Source organism: Flavonifractor sp. An82 (assembly GCF_002159265.1).
GTDB lineage: Bacteria > Bacillota > Clostridia > Oscillospirales > Oscillospiraceae > Flavonifractor.
Genome location: NZ_NFHG01000018.1, coordinates 14,437 through 29,076 on the forward strand (window position 1 = coordinate 14,437; position 14,640 = coordinate 29,076).

Below are 14,640 nucleotides of genomic sequence, written 5' to 3' on the forward strand. Positions count from 1 at the left end.
GGAGAACGTACTATGACCTTCCATCAATTCAAACAGACCTACGGTCTCTGTCTGGACCGACAGCAGGAGGCCGCCGTCCAGGCTGTGGAGGGGCCGGTGCTGCTGCTGGCGGTACCGGGCAGCGGCAAGACCACCGTGCTGGTCACCCGCATCGGCTACCTGGTGCTGGCCCTGGGGGTCCCCCCCGAGTCCATCCTCACCATGACCTACACCGTCTCCGCCGCCCGGGACATGAAGGCCCGCTTCGCCGCCCTCTTTGGCCCGGAACTGGCGGAAAAACTTGCCTTCCGCACCATCAACGGGGTGTGCTCCTCCATCATCCGCCGGTGTGAACAGCTGGTGGGCCAGAAGGCCTTCGACCTGCTGGAGGACACCGGGCGGCAGGCCGCTCTCATCGGGGAGATCTGCCGCAATCTCACCGGGGAGTTCGCCCCGGAGGCCACCATCAAGGCCATCCAGACCGCTATCACCTATGTGAAAAACCGTCTCCCCTGCCAGACCGACCTGAATGAGGTGGAGGTGGAGGGGGTGGACTTCCCCGCCGTCTACAAGGCCTACAACCAGGCCCTGCGGCAGCGGCGGCTCATGGACTACGACGACCAGCTGGGCTACGCATATCAGATCCTGCGGCGCTACCCCCAGATCCTCCGGGAGTGGCGGCGGCGGTGCGCCTACCTGTGCGTGGACGAGGCTCAGGATACCTCCCAGATCCAGCACGCAATCATCCGCCTGCTGGCGGGAGAGCAGGTCCAGCTCTTCATGGTGGGGGACGAGGACCAGAGCATCTACGGCTTCCGGGCCGCCTGTCCCCAGGCCCTTCACTCCTTTGAGAACACTTACCCCGGCGCCCGGGTGCTGCTGCTGGAGCAGAACTACCGCTCCACCCGCCAGATCGTGGCGGCGGCGGACAGGTTCATCCGACTCAACACCCAGCGCCGCCCCAAGACCATGCATGCCGCCGTGGGCGACGGCCCCGCCCTCCGACAGATCGAGGTGTACGACCGGCAGCGCCAGTATCAATATCTGGCCAAGGTGGCGGAACACTGCGACAAGGAGACGGCGGTGCTCTACCGGGACAACGACAGCGCCCTCCCCCTCATGGACCTGCTGGAGCGCTCCGGTACCCCCTACCGCTGCCGCCAGGTGGACAGCGGCTTTTTCACCCACCGGGTGGTGCGGGATGTGACCAACATCGTCCGCCTGGCTCAGGACCCCTGGAACGGGGAGCTGTTCCTGGACCTCTACTACAAGCTGGGAGCTGGCATCAGCCGGGCCGCCGCCCAGGAGGCGGTCAATCGCTGCTCCCCCGCTGGGGAAACCCTGCTGGAATATCTGGCGGGCTGCTCTTCCCTCTCCCCCTGGAGCCGCAAGCAGTGTAAAGCCCTCCAGACCCACCTGAACAACCTGCTGGAGGAGCAGGCGGACAAGGCGGTGTACCGCATCGTCCACTTCATGGGCTACGGGGCCTATCTGGAGGAGCGGGGGGCGGACAACCGCAAGCTGCCCATTTTGGAGGCCCTGGGGGCCAACGAGTCCACCCCCGCCGGGCTGCTCCGGCGGTTGGAGGAGCTGGAGGAGGTGGTGCGCCGGGGCTCGGCCCACCCGGACTGCCCCTTTGTCCTGTCCACCATCCACTCCAGCAAGGGTCTGGAGTACGACCGGGTGATTTTGATGGACGTGGCCGACGGCCTGCTGCCCAAGCTGTCCCCCACCCCCAAGGAGGACGAGAGCGAGGAGGAAATCAACCAGCGTGAGGAGGAGCGGCGGCTCTTCTACGTTGGCATGACCCGTGCCAGGCACGAGCTGTGGGTCATGACCTTCCGGCGGCCTGAACTGGCCTCCACCTTCTCCTCCTTCCTCTTCCCGCAGAAGGAAGCCACGGAGAAGAAAAAGGCTCCCGCCCGGAAAAGCCCTGACCCGGCGGCCCTGTCCGCCAAACTCACCGCTGCCGCCAAGGACTACATCCCCGGCACCCGGGTGCGCCACGCCCGCTACGGTCCCGGCCTGCTCCTCACCCGAGAGGGGGACCGGATCACCGTCCGCTTTGACGACGGCACAGTGAAGCCCTTCTCCCTCCCCACCGCCCTGGGCATGGGTCAATTTGTGCTGGAGGGCCACCGGCTCGACAAATGAACAAAACGGGACATCTGTTTCGGCAGATGTCCCGTTTTCATTCTTTCTCGCAGAATAGATTGACAGCCCTGGGGCGGTATGTTAAAATGCCGGGTCTTTTGCTCCAGGGCGGACCACCCGGAGGAGCGCACATCAAAATCAGGAGGAAGATAGCCATGCTGATCCCCAAAGGTATACTCATCGACTGCTGCTGTGTCCTGTTTGGCACCAATCTGGGCAGTCTGCTGAAAGACCGGGTCCCCCAGACCATCAAGGAGCCCATGAATGTGATCTTCGGTCTGGCGGCCATCGCCATCGGCATCACATCCATCATCAAGCTTCAGACGCTGCCCGCCGTCATTCTGGCCCTTATCCTGGGCGGACTCATCGGCGAACTGCTGGGCCTGGACGGTAAAGTCCGCCGCCTCTTTCAGTCCGCCATCGAGAGGCTGCACTTTCGCATACCCGGGGATCGGGACGCGTACATGCAGTTTTACCTGCTGGTGGCGGTGACTCTCTGTGCCAGCGGCACCAACATCTTTGGGGCCATTAACGAGGGCATCTCCGGCGACTTCACCATTCTGCTCTCCAAGGGTGTGATGGACATTTTCGCCGCTACCATCTTTGCCGCCACCCTGGGCCGGGCCATGAACCTCATTGTCCTGCCCCAGTTTCTCATCCTCTGCGCCTGCTTCTACGGCGCGCAGTTCATCCTGCCCCTTACCACTCCGGCCATGCTCAATGATTTTGTCGCCATGGGCGGACTGCTCACCTTCGTGCTTGGCCTGAGCATCGCCAGAATCAAGCACATCAGCGCAGTCAACCTGCTGCCCTGCTTGTTTTTAATCTGGCCCTGCTCCTGGCTGTTTGGTCTGATCGCCTGAGGCCTGCTCACCGGGCCCGCAGCTCCCAGAAGGCCACGGCGCTGGCCGCCGCCACGTTGAGGGAGTCCACCCCGTGGGACATGGGGATGCACACGGTGTAGTCACAGGCGGCGATGGTGTGGTCGGACAGGCCGTCCCCCTCGGTACCCAGCACGATGGCCAGCTTGTCCTCCTGCCGCAGCCGGGGGTCCTCGATGCTGATGGCGGTGTCGCTGAGGGCCATGGCCACCGTCTTAAAGCCCAGGGCGTTGAGGCGGCTCAGCCCCGGCTGGGGCCACTGGGAGGGGTCGTCGCCGATGCGGGTCCAGGGGATCTGGAATACGGTGCCCATGCTCACCCGGGCCGCCCGGCGGTACAGGGGGTCGCAGCAGGTGGGGGTGACCAACACCGCGTCCATATGAAGGGCGGCGGCGGAGCGGAAGATGGCCCCCACGTTGGTGGAGTCCACAATGCCCTCCAGCACCGCCACCCGGCGGGCGTTGGCGCACAGCTCCTCCACCGTGGGCAGCACCGGACGCCGCATGGCGCACAGCACCCCCCGGGTCACCTCATAGCCGGTGAGGCCGGCCAGCACCTCCCGGTCGGCGGTGTAGAGGGGAATCTGGCCGCAGCGGGCCACCACCTCCCCGGCGGGGCCGTCGATCTTTTTCCGCTCCATCAGCAGGGACAGGGGCTCATACCCGGCGTCCAGGGCCCGCAGGATCACCTTGGGGCTCTCGGCAATGAAGATGCCCTTCTCCGGCTCCAGCCGGTTGCGCAGCTGGGCCTCGGTGAGCCGGGCATAGCAGTCCAGCTGGGGATCGGAATAGTCGGTGATCTCAATGATGTTGGCCATGTCTTTTCTTCTCCTGCCTTCTCGTCGTCCTTCGTTCAGAAGGTCGTTCTCTCTTGTTGTTCCCTTAGGTTGTTAGGGGGCGCTTTTTGCACCGGGTCCAGGGTCCTTTTCAACTCTGGTGGTGGGTCCTTTTTGCACCGGGTCCCGGTCGCTTTTCAGCCCCGGTCCAGGCGCTCCAGCACCTGCTGCCCCAGGCGGAAGGTAGGCCCGTCGTAGGCCACCAGGCAGACCGTCATATCCGCCCCGGCAAACTTCCGGATGCTGGTGATGGCCACCTCCAGGGCCTCCTCCTTGGGATAGCCGTACACTCCGGCGGAGATGAGTGGAAAGGCCACCGTTTGGCAGCCATGCTCCCCGGCCAGAGCCAGGCTGTTGCGGTAGCAGCTGGTAAGCAGTTCCCGTTCACCGTGGCTGCCGCCGTGCCACACAGGGCCCACAGTGTGGATCACATACTTGCTGGGCAGATGGTAGCCGCCGGTGATTTTGGCCTCCCCGGTGGGACAGCCCCCCAGGGTGCGGCACTCGGCCAACAGCTCCGGGCCCGCCGCCCGGTGGATGCAGCCGTCCACCCCGCCGCCTCCCAGCAAGGTACTGTTGGCGGCGTTGACGATGGCGTCTACCTTTAAAGTCGTAATATCCCCCTGGATCAGTTCCAGCTTCATGGCGTTTCCTCCTTGGATATCAATATCAGCGGCGGCACAGAACCGCCTGTTCAAATTTGGCCAGGGGCTTGCTGAACCACTTGGCCAGCAAACCCACGCAGATGGCGGCGGCCACAGTGCCTTCCCGCACTCCCTCCAGCCGGCCCAGAAAGACCAGCCCGGTGACGATGGAGATACACACCAGGGTCACATCAAAAATCACCTTCATGTTGCCGAACTTCACCGGCGCCACCTGGCAGATAGCCAGCACCACGCCCTCGCCGGCGGTGGTGACCAGCCGGGCGGTAACCTCGATGCTCACCCCCAGGCCCACCAGCACGATACCGATGGCGCACAGCACCCACTGCTGGAGGTAGTTACTGTAATGTACTCCCTGGAGCACCACACCCGCCCCGTCGATAAACAAGCCGAATACGATGGCAGCCGGGAACTGGAGCAGCTGCACCCACTGGTACCGTCTGCGCAGAATGGCGATCTGGAGCAGCACAAAGATGCCGTTCATAATGATAGTGGTGGTGCCCACCGACAGGCCGGAGATATAGCCGGTCACATAGGGCACGCTGGAGATGGGCGAGGTACCCAGGGCCCCCTTGATGGAAAAGGCCACCCCGAAGGCCATGACCCCAAATCCCACCAGAAGCATCAGCAGACGGAGCGGAATGTGCTCCAGCCGCTGTTTTTCTTTCTCCATTTCATTCTGCCTCCTCACTGGATCGCCCCGGCGCCCATCAGAAAATAGAAGGCGGCGTTCTCCTCCAGGGAGAAGAGGTTGAGGCTTAGAGTCTTGCGGTACATGTGGTAGGTACGCTTGCTGGTGCTCCGGTAAAAGACCAGAGCAAAGGCCGGATCCCCCATCAATTCCTGGAAGAGATCGTCGGAAAACTCCAGGTACATACAGTCGGAGCGGGCCACAATGGTGGAGTCGAAGTTGAAGCCCCGCAGCTTGCTGATGTGCCCGGAGAACTCCCCCCGGCCCACCTGGTCCAGCAGCATCCGCCGTCCCTTATAGGAGAAGCTGAAGATCTTCACGTCTCCCCGCAGCAGGTAGATAATGTGGCAGCCGCTGTCCCCCGCGTCGGCAATGCAGTCCCCCGCCTGGGCCTTGCACAGGGGAATGCGCCCCGCCTCATAGTGGGCGGCAATGAGCGGATAGATCTCCAGCTCCCGGATGCCTGTCTCCACCTCGCCCCGCACTGTCTGTATCATGGTTCACGCCGCCCTCCCCGGGACCAAACCGTCCGTCGCAATATGTTTAGTTTAGCACAGCCGCGTTCCTTCCGCAACCGTGGGGAAAATCTGCGCTGCAGTGCAAAATGCACTTCTGTCCTCATGAGTTCAGGTATAATATTTCTTATATCATATAAGAAAGGACGGTTGGTGACTTTGGAAACCAATGAAGCCAAGCTCCAGGAGATCCTGAACGCCCGTGGGATCGGCGCCGAGCAAATGAAAGAGGTCTGCGAGAAGGAAATCCCCGCCGCGGCGGAGAGCTTTCAGCGGATTATGGATATCTACTACATCCTGAAGGTCACGGCGGACATGGAGAGCGCCTACTGGTACAACCGTGTCTGGTGGGAGAACGACGGCGACCTGATCGAGGTCCGCCGGGCCAAGGCCGTGGCTGCCTCCCTGGCCCACAGCACCCCCACCATCCTGCCCGATGAAAAGCTGGTCATGAACAAGACCAAGAACATCCGCGGCGCCTTCCCCTTCCCCTGGGTGTGCGCCAGCTTCTTCAACTCCATGGCTGAGTCCCTGATGAACGAGGTGGACGCCCCCGCCGAGAACGAGGCCGACTCCGTGTCCATCGTGGGCAACGGCGGCGGCAACGTCACCGAGAGCTACGGCGAGGTCATCTCCATCGCCAAGAAGTTCGGCATGCGCAAGGAGGACATCCCCGTTCTGGTAAAGGTGTCCAAGTACTGGGACGGCATCTCCGTGGAGGATATCTCCGACAAGTACGCCAAGAACCTGCCCGGCTATGAGCAGTTCAAGAGCATCATGGACAGCGTGCTGGTCATGTTCGACTCCTTCGCCATTCCCCAGGGCCGCGAGGTCATGAACTACTACCTGCCCCTGCAGTACGGCTTTGACCGCATCATCCAGCTGTGCGACGAGAAGATGGCCGAGACTCTGGGCGAGGCCGGCGGCGACGGCGTGCTGGGCATGAGCCGGGGCTACTACTACGCCGCCATGAAGGAGATTGTCAAGGGCCTGAGCCAGTGGTGCGAGAACTACGCCCGCAAGGCCGAGGACCTGGCCTCCCGTGAGCCCGACGAGAAGTACAAGAAGAACTACCTGGAGATCGCCCAGGTCATGCACAACATCGCCCACAAGCAGCCCTCCACCTTCCGTGAGGCCCTGCAGCTGACCCTGTGTCTCCACCTGGGCGTGGTCAACGAGGACCCCCAGTCCGGCCAGTCCATCGGTCGTCTGGGCCAGGTGCTCCAGCCCTTCTATGAGAAGGATATCCAGGACGGCGTCACCACCGACGAGGAGGTCATCGAGCTGCTGGAGCTCTACCGCATCAAGATCACCTGCATCGAGTGCTTCGCCTCCGCCGGTGTGTCGGGCGGCGTGCTGTCCGGCAACACCTTCAACAACCTGTCCCTGGGCGGCCAGAACTACGACGGTCTGTCCGCCGTCACCCCTCTGGAGTACCTGATCGTGGAGGCCGGCATGCGGGCCCAGACGCCCCAGCCCACCCTCTCCGTGCTGTACGACGAGAAGATGCCCGAGGACTTCCTGATGAAGGCCGCCGCCTGCACCAAGCTGGGCATGGGCTATCCCGCCTGGATGAACAACCAGGTGGGCATGAACTTCATGCTCCGCCAGTACGGCCCCGAGGGCATGGACCTGTACGACGCCCGTGCCTGGTGTCTGGGCGGCTGCCTGGAGTCTGCTCCCGGCTGCTTCCTGCCCCTGGAGTACAACGGCAAGGTGACCATGATCCCCGGCGGCGCCTCTCCCACCTGCGGCACCGGCATCCACTTTACCGCCCTGCCCAAGGTGCTGGAGCTGGTGCTCACCAACGGCATGGATGAGCGTACCGGCAAGCGGGTCTTCCCCGCCCACAACGAGACCATCGACAGCTTCGAGAAGCTGGTGGACCTGTGGAAGAAGTACCTGGACATCAGCAACCGGGTGGTCAACAAGGTCAACAACATCCAGATGGACGTGTGGCGCAAGTACAACATGCCTGCCGTCAACTCCCTGCTCAAGCCCGACTGCTTCAAGAAGGGCCAGCACATCGGCAACTGCGGCTCCCGCTACAACGCCTGCATCAACTTCGAGTCCTGCGGCACCATCACCTTCATCAACTCCCTGGCCTCCATCAAGAAGAATGTCTTTGACGACAAGAAATACACTCTGGAGGAAATGACCGACGCCATGCTCCACAACTTCGGCTTCCGTACCGCCTACGACACCGGCGTGTACTCCCCCGACTACCGTGAGAGCACCGACGAGGCCCAGAAGTACGCCGCCATCTTCGCCGACTGCATCAACGCCCCCAAGTACGGCAACGCCGACCCCTACGCCGACAGCCTGCTGCGGGACTACCACATGTACCTGCTCCACTACCTGCCCACCATCGAGTCCTTCTTCGGCAAGCCGGAGTACCTGTGCCAGATCTCCGTGTCCACCCACGGTCCTCAGGGCTTCATCACCCTGGCCACCGCCGACGGCCGTCTGGCGGGCACCACCTACTCCGACGGCTCCGTGTCCGCCGCCGCCGGCACCGACAAGAACGGCGTGTACGCCCTCTTTGAGTCGGCCACGGTGTATGACCACTCTCAGAACCAGAACGCCCAGATGAACCTGAAGCTGCATCCCTCCGCCGTCCAGGGCGTCCAGGGTACCCGCAAGCTGCTGGAGCTGGTGCGCACCTACATGCGCAAGGGCGGCTTCCACGTCCAGTTCAACGTGGTCAGCTCTGACACCCTGCGGGACGCTCAGAAGTCCCCCGACAAGTACCGCGACCTGATGGTGCGTGTGGCCGGCTTTACCCAGTACTGGTGCGAGATCGGCAAGCCCATCCAGGACGAGGTCATCTACCGGACCGAATACGATGAAGCGTAATTGGGAGGCACCAAAATGAAACATGTAGACTGTGTGAACTATATCAATCTGGACTGTGAGAAGGGCATGTGCGCTCTCTCCAAGCAGATCGTCCCCATCGACGGCGCGGGCAGCGAGGGCTGCCCCAACTGGAAGGCCGCCCCCAAGTGCGGCAACTGCGCCTGCTTCTCCGGCGCGGACGACCACGGCATCGGCACCTGCAAGGGCTTCGAGAAGGAAAACTGGGCTTACGCCAACTGCGGCGCCTTCTGCTGCGAGCACTATCAGGTGGCCCAGGGGTGATCCATGGGCGTCAAGGGAACCATTTTTGATATCCAGTCCTTCTCCGTCCACGACGGACCGGGCTGCCGCACCACCGTCTTTCTCACCGGCTGTCCCCTCCGCTGCGCCTGGTGCGCCAACCCGGAGAGCTGGACGTCGGGCAAGCACCTGATGTACGCCGCCAACGTGTGCAAGTGGGACAAGGGCTGCCGGGTGTGCGAAAACGTCTGCCCCTCCCACGCCATCCACTTCCCTGAGGGGCAGGCCCCCGTGGTGGATCTGACTGCCTGCGCCAGCTGCACCACCTTCGACTGCGTGGACATCTGCCCCAACCGGGCCCTGAAGCAGTGCGTGAAGGAGTACACCAGCGAGGAGCTGCTCAAAATCCTCCGCCGGGACTTCAGCAGCTGGGGCCAGAACGGCGGCGTCACCTTCAGCGGCGGCGACCCCATCCTCCAGCACGACTTTCTGGTGGAGGTGCTCAAGGGCTGCCGGGATCTCCAGATCCACACCGCCATTGAGACCAGCGCCTATTTCGACACCGCCCGCTTCCTGGACGTGATGCAGTACATCCAGTTCGCCTTCATCGACGTCAAGCATATGGACCCCGAGGCCCACAAGGCGGGCACCGGCGTGGGTAACCAGCCCATCCTGGACAACATCCGGGCCCTGGTCCGGTCCGGCTGGCCCGGACGGCTGGTGCTCCGCCAGCCCACCATCGGCGGGTACAACGACAGCGAGGAAAACGCCCGCAAGGTCATTGCCTTCATGCAGGAAAACGGTCTCTTCGAGATCAACCTGCTGAAGTTCCACCGGATGGGCCAGACCAAGTGGGAGCAGCTGGGCAAGGAATATGCCTACGCCAGCAAGGGGGACGTCACCGACGAGACCCTCCAGGCCCTCCAGACTCTCTATCTGGAAGCGGGTATCGCCTGCTATGTAGGCAACCATACCTCCTTTTGAGTTTTCCTGTCTTCCCAACCCGACAGACCTCCAAAGCAAAACGGCCGCCCAAACGGGCGGCCGTTTTGCGTTTCATTATCCTTTTTTGATATCCCGGGTGGCGTAGGCATTCAGGTCCATACTCCCCCGCTTGCCCGCCAGGTACTCGTAGTAGCCCTGGCACCCGATCATGGCCCCGTTGTCTCCGCACAGGGACAGAGGGGGCAGGTACAGCTTGTCCCCCGTCTTTTTGCAGGCGGCCTCCAGGTCGGCCCGGATGCGGGAGTTGGCCGCCACACCCCCGGCCACGGCAATCTTGCCGTAGCCGCAGCGCTTGGCCGCCTCCATGGTGCGGGGCACCAGCATCTCGCTGACGGCGGCGGCAAAGGAGGCCGCCAGCGCGGGCTGATCCAGCGCCTCCCCCTTCTGCTGGGCGTTGTGGATCAGATTGATGGCGGCCGTCTTCAGGCCGGAAAAGGACATGTCCATGGGGGCGTCATGGACGTGGACCGACGGGAAGGGATATTTCTTGTCGTCGCCCCCCTGGGCCAGCCTGTCCATGGGTGCCCCGCCAGGGTAGCCGATGCCCAGCACCCGGGCCACCTTGTCAAAGCACTCCCCCGCCGCGTCGTCCCGGGTGGCGCCCAGAATCTCCATATCGGTGTAACCCCGTACGTCCACGATCATGGTGTTGCCCCCCGACACGCACAGGCACACAAAGGGGGGCTCCAGGTCGGGATGGGCGATGTAGTTAGCGGCGATGTGGCCCCGGACGTGGTGGACGGGAATAATGGGCACGTCCAGTCCGTAGGCCACCGATTTGGCAAAGTTGACCCCCACCAGCAGTGCCCCGATGAGGCCGGGGGCGTAGGTCACCGCCACGGCGTCAATGTCGGCGCGGGTGACCCCCGCCTGTTGAAGGGCCTGATCGGCCAGGCCGGCGATGGCTTCGATGTGCTTGCGGGAGGCGATCTCAGGCACCACGCCGCCGTAGAGGGCGTGCATGTCGGCCTGGGAGGCGATGGCGTCGGACAGGACGGTGCGGCCGTCCCGTACCACCGCTACCGCCGTCTCGTCGCAGGAGGATTCAATGGCTAAAATATTCATTCCGTTCCCTTCGTTTCCTCAGTAAAAGTAATGGTCATGAGCAGGGCGTCCTCGTGCTCCTCCCGGTAGTAGTTCTTCCGGCGGCCCACGGTCTCAAAGCCCAGCTTCTCATACAGGCCGATGGCGGGGGTATTGCTCTCCCGCACCTCCAGGGTGAGGAAGGCCAGATTGGCCCGTCCGAACCGGATGTAGGCGCTCAGGATGGCCTCGGCCACCCCCTGACGGCGGTAGGCCGGGGCCACCGCGATCTTCTCCAGGGTGCCCTCGTCCAGCACGGCCCGCACCTCACCGTAGCCCAGCACGGTGCCGTCCTCTCCCTCGGCCACCACCAGGGAGATCATGTCGTTGTACAGCTCCTGCTCCAGCAGGGCCTCCGACCAGGGGTGGGAGAAGCACTCCCGCTCGATGGCCGCCACCTGACTCAGGTGGGATTTGTCCATGGGGACCAGTTTATAGTTCATGGTCGTTTCTCTCCTTATTTCATCCACTCCGGCGGACCGGGAGGCGGCTCATCCGGCCCCAGGGGCACCTTCACATCGGTGCGCGCCGGTCCGTAAATGGCCCTGTGGGCGGCCATCACCGGGGCCAGGTCCTCCGGCAGATCTGGCAGGAAGGTGGTGAACCGCATGCCGCAGGTGGCCATGTCGTAGGCGGGCACAAAGCCGCACCGCTTATAGAAGGCCTGCCGCCGCTGCCGGAGGGTATTCTCCGCCGGATCGTCCCCCTCCACGGGGCACTCAGCTTCGATAAGCAGCAGGGATCTGCCCGCCAGCCGCTCCGCCAGCATCCGTACGATCTTCTGCCCCAGGCCTCCGTTCCGTTGGGCGGCGGCCACTCCCAGGTAATCCAGCAGGATGTAGCTTTGATCCGTGGGTTCCATCCACAGCGTGGCGTAGCCCAGCAGCGTTTCTTCTTCAAAAAGCCCCCACACCTGGTATCGTCCCTGATGGATCAACGCCAGAATATCAGCCAGGGGCTTACGCTCGTTGGGGGGAAAGGCCTCGGTCAGTTCCCTTTCATACCAGGGAAGAAGCCCTTCCTCCGGCAGCTGCCGCAGTTCCATGTTCTGCACCTCTCAGCCCTTGGCCTCCGCCCAGCTCTTTCCGGCGTGGGCCTCGGCAATGAGGGGCAGGGCCAGCTCCACCACCTGCTCCATCTCTCTCTCCAGCAGGGTCTTGACCCGGTCGGTCTCCCCTTCCGGGCACTCCACAATCAGCTCGTCGTGGACCTGGAGGATGAGTTTTGCCTCCAGGCCCTCGGCACGCAGCCTGTCCGCCACCCGGATCATGGCCAGCTTGATGATGTCGGCGGCGGTGCCCTGGATGGGCATGTTCAGGGCCACCCGCTCCCCGAAGGAGCGCATGTTGAAGTTGGAGGATTTCAGCTCGGGCAGCCACCGGCGGCGGCCCATGAGGGTGGACACATAGCCGTCGGCCTTGGCCCGCTCCACCACCTGGGTCATATAGGCGTGGACGCCGGAATACTTCTCAAAGTATTTCTCCATATACTCCTTGGCCTCCGCCCGGGTGACCCCGATGTCCTGGGACAGGGAGAAGTCGGAGATGCCGTAGACGATACCGAAGTTCACCGCCTTGGCCCGGCGGCGCATCTCGTGGGTCACCTCTTCCGGGGCCACCCCAAACACCTGGGAGGCGGTGACGGTGTGGATGTCCTCCCCGCTCCGGAAGGCGGCGATCATGTGCTCATCTCCGGCGATGTGGGCCAGCAGCCGCAGCTCGATCTGGGAGTAGTCGGCGTCCACCAGCATGTGCCCCGCCGGGGCCACGAACATCTTCCGGAGCTCCGCCCCCAACTCGGTACGGACAGGGATATTCTGCAGGTTGGGCTCGGTGGAGCTGAGCCGCCCGGTGGCGGTGACGGTGTTCTGGAAGGAGGTGTGAATGCGGCCGTCGGCGGCGATCACCTTGGTGAGGCCGTCCACATAGGTTGACTTCAGCTTGGCCAGCTGCCGGTAGTCCAGCATCGCCTCCACAATGGGATGCTTGTCCCGCAGCTTCTCCAGCACCTCGGCGTTGGTGGAGTAGCCCGTCTTGGTCTTTTTCACCGGGGGCAGGCCCAGCTTTTCAAACAGAATCTTTCCGAACTGCTGGGTGGAGTTGATGTTGAAGGTCTCCCCCGCCAGCTCGTAAATGAGGGTCTCGTCGGCCTTGATGCGCTCATCCAGCATCTCGCCAAAGGCGGTGAGGGCCCCCCGGTCCACCAGCACACCGGCGTGCTCCATCTCCGCCAGCACCGGGCACAGGGGGAGCTCCACTTCATAATAGAGCTTGTCCATGCCCAGCTCGGTCAACCGGGCGGCCATGGGGTCCTTCAGCGCGTCAATGAGGGCACAGTGGGACAGCATGACGCCCAGAGCCTTGGCGGAATCACCCAGAGGACTGAAAGCATCCTTGGCCAGGTAGGTGTCCTTGGCCTTGAGAAATTCATGGTTGAGCCACCGCATGCCCAGGGTCTCCAGCTCATAGCTGCCGTCGGTAGGAGCCAGAAGATAGGCGGCGATGGCGATATCAAAGACGAAGCCGCCCCCCTGGATGCCCTCGTCCAGCAGACGGGACAGGAGGGTCTTCACATCGTGGGCATTCTTCTTGATGTCGGGGGCAAAGAGGGCCTTCAGAACGTCGTTGTACCCCTCCAGCCGGTCGGCCCGGAGAATGGCGGCGTGGCTGTCCCGCTCGGTCTCCCAGTGCTCCACCACCACTACATCCAGGGAGGGCAGGGCCAGCACATTCACGCTGTCCTTTGTCCGCCAGAGGGCCAGCAGCTCCTCCGCCCGGGCCCGGTCGGTGACCTCCTCGCTGGTGCAGGTGCCGGTAAATTCCTCCTCCTGCTGCACCTCCCCCTGGGGGGCGCTGAGGCCCAGCTTGTCGATGAGCTTGTTGAACTCCAGCTTGAGGAACAGCTCATAGAGGGCGGGGGCGTTGGGCTCCTTCCGCAGGTTGGCCTCGGGGGTGAAGTCGATGGGAGCGTCACAGTGGATGAGGGCCAGATCATAGGACATTTTGGCCTGGTCAGCCCCCCCCTTCAGCTTTTTCAGCACGGCGGGCTTGGCCTCCACCTGGTCCAGGTCCTGATAGATGGCCTCCACGCTGTGGTAGCGCTGGATCAGGTCCATGGCGGTCTTCTCCCCGATGCCCTTGACGCCGGGGATGTTGTCGCTGGTATCCCCCATGAGGGCCTTCAGGTCCACCATGTGGATGGGCTCAAAGCCGTAGGCCTCCCGGAAGGCCTCGGGGGTCATCTCCTTGGTGGTGGTCTGACCCATACGGGTGGACACCAGCTTCACCCGGGTGGTGTCGGTGACCAGCTGGAGGGAGTCCTTGTCGCCGGTGACGATGACGGTGTCCCACCCGGCGGCGGTGTCCTTCACCGAGATGGTGCCGATGAGGTCGTCAGCCTCCCAGCCGTCCATCTCATAGCGGGGGATGTTCATGGCGGCCAGCACATCCTTGAGCACCGGCAGCTGGACGGCCAGCTCCTCGGGCATGCCCTTGCGCTGGGCCTTATAGCCCTCGTAGGCCAAGTGGCGGAAGGTGGGGGCCTTCCGGTCGAAGGTGACGCACAGGGCGTCGGGCTTTTCTTCGTCCATCAGCTTGAGGAGGATGTTCACAAAGCCGTAGACCGCATTGGTGGGCTGCCCGTCCTTGGTGGTGAGCAGCCGGATGCCGTAAAAGGCCCGGTTGATGATGGAATTGCCGTCGATGACCATGAGCTTCATGAAAGGACCTCCTGCTGTCCG

General features: G+C 63.3%; 12 protein-coding genes and 1 pseudogene. 5 read left to right on the plus strand and 8 right to left on the minus strand.

Going from position 1 to position 14,640, the window contains the following annotated elements; all coding sequences use genetic code 11:
- Positions 1-12 precede the first annotated feature (12 nt).
- Positions 13-2,133 carry an ATP-dependent helicase gene (locus B5G34_RS14740; protein WP_087339191.1) on the plus strand — a complete coding sequence of 707 codons (2,121 nt, stop codon included), beginning with the start codon at positions 13-15 and terminating at the stop codon, positions 2,131-2,133.
- 155 nt (positions 2,134-2,288) lie between these two features.
- Positions 2,289-2,996: a DUF554 domain-containing protein gene (locus tag B5G34_RS14745; protein WP_087339193.1), complete on the plus strand. Its 708-nt coding sequence runs from the start codon at positions 2,289-2,291 to the stop codon at positions 2,994-2,996.
- 7 nt (positions 2,997-3,003) lie between these two features.
- On the opposite strand, the gene B5G34_RS14750 is transcribed toward B5G34_RS14745, so the two are convergent.
- The 4 genes and pseudogenes from B5G34_RS14750 to B5G34_RS14765 all read right to left on the minus strand — a co-directional run bounded on the left by B5G34_RS14750 (position 3,004) and on the right by B5G34_RS14765 (position 5,699).
- Entirely contained in the window at positions 3,004-3,831 is an 828-nt protein-coding gene (locus B5G34_RS14750; RefSeq protein ID WP_087339195.1) for an RNA methyltransferase, read from the minus strand.
- 179 nt (positions 3,832-4,010) lie between these two features.
- Positions 4,011-4,493: pseudogene (locus B5G34_RS14755) on the minus strand (O-acetyl-ADP-ribose deacetylase); the annotation flags it as partial.
- Between the two features lie 25 nt (positions 4,494-4,518).
- The gene (locus B5G34_RS14760; protein ID WP_087339201.1) at positions 4,519-5,184 is read right to left on the minus strand and encodes a DUF6198 family protein; all 666 of its coding nucleotides are present in this window, start codon (positions 5,182-5,184) and stop codon (positions 4,519-4,521) included.
- Between the two features lie 14 nt (positions 5,185-5,198).
- Positions 5,199-5,699: a Crp/Fnr family transcriptional regulator gene (locus B5G34_RS14765; RefSeq protein WP_087339204.1), complete on the minus strand. Its 501-nt coding sequence runs from the start codon at positions 5,697-5,699 to the stop codon at positions 5,199-5,201.
- Positions 5,700-5,870: 171 nt separating this feature from the next.
- On the opposite strand from B5G34_RS14765, the gene hpdB reads away from it, so the two are divergent.
- The 3 genes from hpdB to hpdA are packed head-to-tail and all read left to right on the plus strand — an operon-like array spanning position 5,871 to position 9,797.
- Positions 5,871-8,573: a 4-hydroxyphenylacetate decarboxylase large subunit gene (gene hpdB / locus B5G34_RS14770; RefSeq protein WP_275532304.1), complete on the plus strand. Its 2,703-nt coding sequence runs from the start codon at positions 5,871-5,873 to the stop codon at positions 8,571-8,573.
- A 15-nt stretch (positions 8,574-8,588) separates the two neighbouring features.
- Positions 8,589-8,855 (plus strand): 4-hydroxyphenylacetate decarboxylase small subunit, encoded by a 267-nt coding sequence (gene hpdC, locus B5G34_RS14775; RefSeq protein ID WP_087339208.1) that lies wholly within the window; start codon positions 8,589-8,591, stop codon positions 8,853-8,855.
- Between the two features lie 3 nt (positions 8,856-8,858).
- Positions 8,859-9,797, plus strand: a complete 939-nt coding sequence (gene hpdA / locus B5G34_RS14780) for a 4-hydroxyphenylacetate decarboxylase activase (RefSeq protein ID WP_087339211.1) — start codon at positions 8,859-8,861, stop codon at positions 9,795-9,797.
- Positions 9,798-9,872: 75 nt separating this feature from the next.
- Here the strand turns inward: hpdA and tsaD are convergent, their stop codons facing one another.
- From tsaD to polA, 4 genes are read right to left on the minus strand one after another with little or no spacing between them, the layout of a single operon-like run.
- Positions 9,873-10,883: a tRNA (adenosine(37)-N6)-threonylcarbamoyltransferase complex transferase subunit TsaD gene (gene tsaD / locus B5G34_RS14785; protein ID WP_087339215.1), complete on the minus strand. Its 1,011-nt coding sequence runs from the start codon at positions 10,881-10,883 to the stop codon at positions 9,873-9,875.
- A complete protein-coding gene (gene rimI / locus B5G34_RS14790; RefSeq protein WP_087339218.1) occupies positions 10,880-11,344 on the minus strand; it encodes a ribosomal protein S18-alanine N-acetyltransferase in 465 nt (154 codons plus the stop codon). The genes tsaD and rimI overlap by 4 nt, the downstream gene beginning before the upstream one ends.
- Before the next feature lie 14 nt (positions 11,345-11,358).
- Positions 11,359-11,946, minus strand: a complete 588-nt coding sequence (locus B5G34_RS14795; protein WP_087339220.1) for a GNAT family N-acetyltransferase — start codon at positions 11,944-11,946, stop codon at positions 11,359-11,361.
- 12 nt (positions 11,947-11,958) lie between these two features.
- Positions 11,959-14,619: a DNA polymerase I gene (polA, locus tag B5G34_RS14800; protein ID WP_087339223.1), complete on the minus strand. Its 2,661-nt coding sequence runs from the start codon at positions 14,617-14,619 to the stop codon at positions 11,959-11,961.
- Positions 14,620-14,640: the final 21 nt, after the last annotated feature.

Coding starts and splice junctions, on each gene's coding strand:
- tsaD (WP_087339215.1), bottom strand. CDS start 10,883: ATGAATATTTTAGCCATTGAATCCTCCTGCGACGAGACGGCGGTAGCG.
- rimI (WP_087339218.1), bottom strand. CDS start 11,344: ATGAACTATAAACTGGTCCCCATGGACAAATCCCACCTGAGTCAGGTG.
- B5G34_RS14750 (WP_087339195.1), bottom strand. CDS start 3,831: ATGGCCAACATCATTGAGATCACCGACTATTCCGATCCCCAGCTGGAC.
- hpdA (WP_087339211.1), top strand. CDS start 8,859: ATGGGCGTCAAGGGAACCATTTTTGATATCCAGTCCTTCTCCGTCCAC.
- B5G34_RS14740 (WP_087339191.1), top strand. CDS start 13: ATGACCTTCCATCAATTCAAACAGACCTACGGTCTCTGTCTGGACCGA.
- B5G34_RS14795 (WP_087339220.1), bottom strand. CDS start 11,946: ATGGAACTGCGGCAGCTGCCGGAGGAAGGGCTTCTTCCCTGGTATGAA.
- hpdC (WP_087339208.1), top strand. CDS start 8,589: ATGAAACATGTAGACTGTGTGAACTATATCAATCTGGACTGTGAGAAG.
- B5G34_RS14765 (WP_087339204.1), bottom strand. CDS start 5,699: ATGATACAGACAGTGCGGGGCGAGGTGGAGACAGGCATCCGGGAGCTG.
- B5G34_RS14760 (WP_087339201.1), bottom strand. CDS start 5,184: ATGGAGAAAGAAAAACAGCGGCTGGAGCACATTCCGCTCCGTCTGCTG.
- polA (WP_087339223.1), bottom strand. CDS start 14,619: ATGAAGCTCATGGTCATCGACGGCAATTCCATCATCAACCGGGCCTTT.
- B5G34_RS14745 (WP_087339193.1), top strand. CDS start 2,289: ATGCTGATCCCCAAAGGTATACTCATCGACTGCTGCTGTGTCCTGTTT.